The following is a 4,496-nucleotide window of genomic DNA, read 5'->3' as shown; positions in this document are numbered from 1 at the left end:
TTCTGCCTTACACACTTTTTGGGTTACTACCGATGCTCCGATCATTACGACTTGGAAGACCTTTCTAATACGTAACCCCTGACCCCCTCGAATGACCCCTTCGAAGCTGCAAAACCGCCACTACAGTTAAAATCGGAACGCAAAAGGTAAGGTCCCCCAACCTATGGAGGACCTTACCTTAGCTTTTCCCCGATAGGGGATAAAGGGAATGCCAATGGATATCCTCTTAATGGGCTACCCCTGCTGTACCTCCCTACGTCGCTGATGGTTATTGGAGCGGTGCTTTAGTGCACGTTTCAGGGCTCGCCATCCGAGGACTAAGCCAGTGACACTAACAATCGCTCCACCTGTGAGTAAGAAGAGCATGATACAGAGCCAAAGCGTAGGGTGTTCGTAGCTCCAGACAAATTTTAGCGAGTGGAGCTTTTGGTAGGCCCAATTATTGAGCCTCGTCGCCCGATTCTGTACGGATAAATAGGGCTCGTCCAATGCGATGTAAAGGGTAGTCCCCTCAGCCGTCAAGAGGTCAAGTACAGGGAGAGGTGGCTTCCGCTTTCCCCGCGGATGGGGGAGATAATCGCCTTTATAGTGGTGGAGTACCGAAGCCTCCTTCACCTCTATCGCTAGGTCGAGATCATTGAGATAACTCACCACCTCCTCTTGGCTTAATGCCAGTTGGGCAAGCGAACCATCATCATTGTATACTAGGTAGGTAGCTGGTTTGGCACTCTCCTCAAGTCGATAGTATGGCCGCCCCATGTAGTGCGAGTAGGTCACCTGCTTTGCATTGGGGTGCTGGGCAAGGATGGGCTCAAAATGCATCATCTCATCGCCAGTAATAGCTCCTCCATCCCTAATGGTGTAAAGCTCACTACGAGGGGATGGGCCAGTAAGCCAGCGGGGTAATGAGTCCAAGGACATCCAGCCGCTAAACATCCACGTGAGCACAATTAGACCAAAGAGAAGCCCCGATATATGGTGCCAATACAGCCACTTGCCCGACCTTTTTGAGAAGGGCGACCAACGGCGTCGGGAGGATCTTCGGCTCTTCACGGTCCATACAACGCCCACAATGATGCCTGAAATAATCATCACACAGCCTATAATCCCCAAGACCACAAATATCCCCTTCCAAAGCTCTACATCTTGCCGAATTGGCCAGAAGTAAATCCAGTGAGGGATGGCACCAAAGTAGGCCATCCAGCGATTACTTTGGTTAGTCTCCTGCAATAGTTGGCCACTCTTGCCAGAGAAGTAAAGGGTAGTAGACTTCGGATCCTCTACCGATACTTTGATAAAAGGCAGGTCCTCTCTACGTGAGGCAAAAGGTAACCACTGATTAAGCTGGTGCAATGTATCTACCCGGGCAGGCGAGAGTCCCGTAAGCCGGAGTGTTTTCTCGGTTAGCTCCTCCAGCGTTGGAGGAATATCGACTATAGGCTTCTGGGAGCGAAGGTCCATCAAGACCACACCTTGCTCCCCACTGAGCGAGAGCACAGCCCTCCCCTCCTCACGCTTCAGTGAGAGGGTTGTAGGGTTGGCTCCTGTGACTGTGTGCGTCTGGTACCAATCAATCAATTCACCCGTGCTGGGTAGGGAGTCGATGCTTCCAATCGGGTCCAATAGAGCAAACGCTTGCTCCTTCTCCACTCGGGGAAACCCTGAAAAGATCATAAAGAAACCAGTGACGAACCACATCACTAGCAGAGGTGCCATTAATATGCCTAGCCATTTGTGCAAAAAACGCAAAAGCTTCATAGCATCCAGTAGTGCTTAGAATATTTTGTAGCGAATCATTAGCTTGAAATTACGAGGTGCAGCAGGTATCATCTGATTACCTAAAGACTGTGCAAAGTAGCTCTTGTCAAAAAGGTTGTTCAGCTGCAGTCCTACAGAGACACCACTGTCTTTGATGGCGTAGTTAGCTCCCACATTTACCAAAGTATAAGGGTCGTAGTACAGGTTGCGACCAAAGTTCCTATATATTTTATCGGTAAATGTAACGCTATAGTTGAGGTCAAGTCCAGAAAGTATTCCCTTATCAATGGTGTAATTACCAAATGAGTAGAAAGTGTGCATTGGGATCCTATTGAGCCTATCACCCTTGTCCACACCACTTAGACCCAATTCATTCTTCGCAATTTCTCCATACTTCACATCTGTGAGGCCATATCCTAGGCTGATAAAGAGGCGGTCAATAGGTCTGTAGTTAAGTTCCGTCTCCAGACCATTGGAGAGTACAGTCCCCACCTGTGCAACCACACTCTTATCTATGTTTTTACCATCCACTATTCCAGACACTACTCCAATATTGCGGACTAGGTTATTCTGCTTAATATGGTATAGAGATAGGGTGCCACTCAGCTTATCCGAGAAGCTAAAGCTACCACCCACCTCTGCTTGGTAACCAGTGGTTGGCTCAAATACCGCCTTCTTAAAGTCCAGCTTCGATTGGTCAATTATCTTGCCATGACGGTCCACTAAGATTTGCTTCTCACTAAAAGACCTCGCCCTACGGTCTGGCACAAAGAAGTTGGAAAAACTACCATATATAGAGAGATCCTCAATAGGCTCATACACCAGCCCCAATCGATACGTAAGAGAGTTGTAAGTCAGATTGGAGGTCAATTCACCACGATCGTATTGAGCCTTGCGGTCTATGGCAGAAGAACTACGATAGTTTTTAATGCTATAATTATTGTATCGTAGTGCAATAAATCCCTTCAATTGACTAGAGAAGTCCAGGACATCTTGGAAGAAGAGACCAATCACTTGAGTCTTTGATGGCGACGCCTTGCCAAAGCGAGAATGCATCAAGAGACTATTATCTGGCTGATAGGCAGAGACTATGGCATTTACCCCAGGGCCCCACACATCATCCTTATCATTCGGATGATGGATAGCATAAGGCTTTTTAGCAACGCTATATCCAGAGAATGATACCCTATCCATAAAGGTATAAGAGCCACCAACTAAGATATTGTTACCCACCGAACCAATGTTGAATTTACCAGAGAAGTCCAGTTGGTCCTGAACCGTCTGAGCCTTATGCTGGAAACGCAGTGGAAACGTACGCTGTACATGGTCAAGATCAATATAAGTCTTTTTCCCATTCCTTGTGTAAAAATAAGGGAAGATAGGCTTGTCGCTAGTAGGATAGCTTAGTGTCTCTGTAGAGAAGTAATCAATGACATCATAGTTGTACATCGCCTTATTGGAGAGCTTCCACCCATTATCCATATAGAAAACGTAGCGAAGCATACCATTGGCATTAGTATTGTACATAAAGTCACTCTCCGTATTGTATCTCTGTGCTAGGTTAAGACCCCTAAGGAGGTCACCCTCACGATAGATCACCTTACCAGCAACTTCATCTGTAATATCGGCAGGCATCGTAGCGGGCAAGCCAGCTTCGGTACCATAATAATCGTGCACATAGCTCAGTCTCAAGTCTAGCACATGATTTGGTGCCAATCGGAAGTTGGTGTTATTATACAGCGAAAACCGCTTATCACCTCTATCTCGCCAGCCATCACCACCAGCCACATTTAGGTTGAAAAGCGTATTAATACCATCGACCACCTTTCCCCCAATGGTCCCAGATACTTGGTATGTATTCCACGAACCACCCATCAAGAGTAGCTCCAGAGTAGGCACATTCGTAGCCGACTTACGCACTATGTTAATAGCACCGCCAACAGATGAGTGGCCTGTTAGAATAGAGGCAGGCCCCTTGGTCACTTCAAGGGTCTCAACCATCGTAAGGTCGGGAACAGGATAAGAGTTGAAGGTGGTACGCTCGTCACGCATCCCATCAATCTCAATGGGGGTGTAGTCGAAACCTCTCACACTAAGTTGCTGAAACGCACCATAAGAAGTGCTCACATGCGCAGCAGGGGTAAATCTAACAGCCTCTTGGAAGTCAAAAACACCTCTAAGCTTCAGTGGCGACAAAGAGATCTTGGAGATCCTAAAGGGGAGATGCTTCATCTCCACATTGATTTTAGAGACCTTGTCGCGTCTAAAACCAACTACCTCTAAGCTCTTAAGGTGGTATACCGAGTCAGGCTCAGCTTTTGTAGGGTCGGTAACAGAATTCCCTTTTGCATTGATTGCTAAAGCATTCGTTGAAGAGCTAGCAAGAAGCAAGAGAATGATGAATGTTGTAAAATAATGCTTCATAAGATGATATAAATGATTGTAAATTAGCTCCACGACCAATTTGTGTCGCATAATGCAAGCATACGCACACTACAATGGTCGCAGAATTTATTTCCCGCAAAGGTACACAATTTGCCGCTCATTTCACCCTGATGCTCGGAAGTCTCAGGGGGTTACGCATTAGAAGAGACTGATGTGCGAATTATCATATACAAGCTGTTGAGGATAATGGAGCAATGACCTCTGCCGAGACCCTTCTCCCAAGAGGCGCCGTGTCGGAAAAGGTGCTGGTAGCCCGAAGGGCTTACATGGTCTAATAACCCAGCCTTCCCCCC

The 4,496-nt window shown here is 47.0% G+C and carries 2 protein-coding genes; both read right to left on the bottom strand.

Annotation, left to right across the window (positions count from 1 at the left end):
- Positions 1 to 234 precede the first annotated feature (234 nt).
- Positions 235 to 1,758 (bottom strand): PepSY domain-containing protein, encoded by a 1,524-nt coding sequence (locus QVO39_RS01785; RefSeq protein WP_021902763.1) that lies wholly within the window; start codon positions 1,756 to 1,758, stop codon positions 235 to 237.
- Between the two features lie 15 nt (positions 1,759 to 1,773).
- A complete protein-coding gene (locus tag QVO39_RS01780) occupies positions 1,774 to 4,182 on the bottom strand; it encodes a TonB-dependent receptor (protein WP_021902762.1) in 2,409 nt (802 codons plus the stop codon).
- Positions 4,183 to 4,496: the final 314 nt, after the last annotated feature.

Origin of the sequence: Porphyromonas sp. CAG:1061, assembly GCF_000435035.1 — a bacterium.
GTDB classification, from domain to species: Bacteria; Bacteroidota; Bacteroidia; order Bacteroidales; family Porphyromonadaceae; genus Porphyromonas_A; species Porphyromonas_A somerae.
The sequence above is the reverse complement of the archived record's forward strand: the minus strand, read 5'-3'. Positions and strand labels throughout refer to the sequence as shown.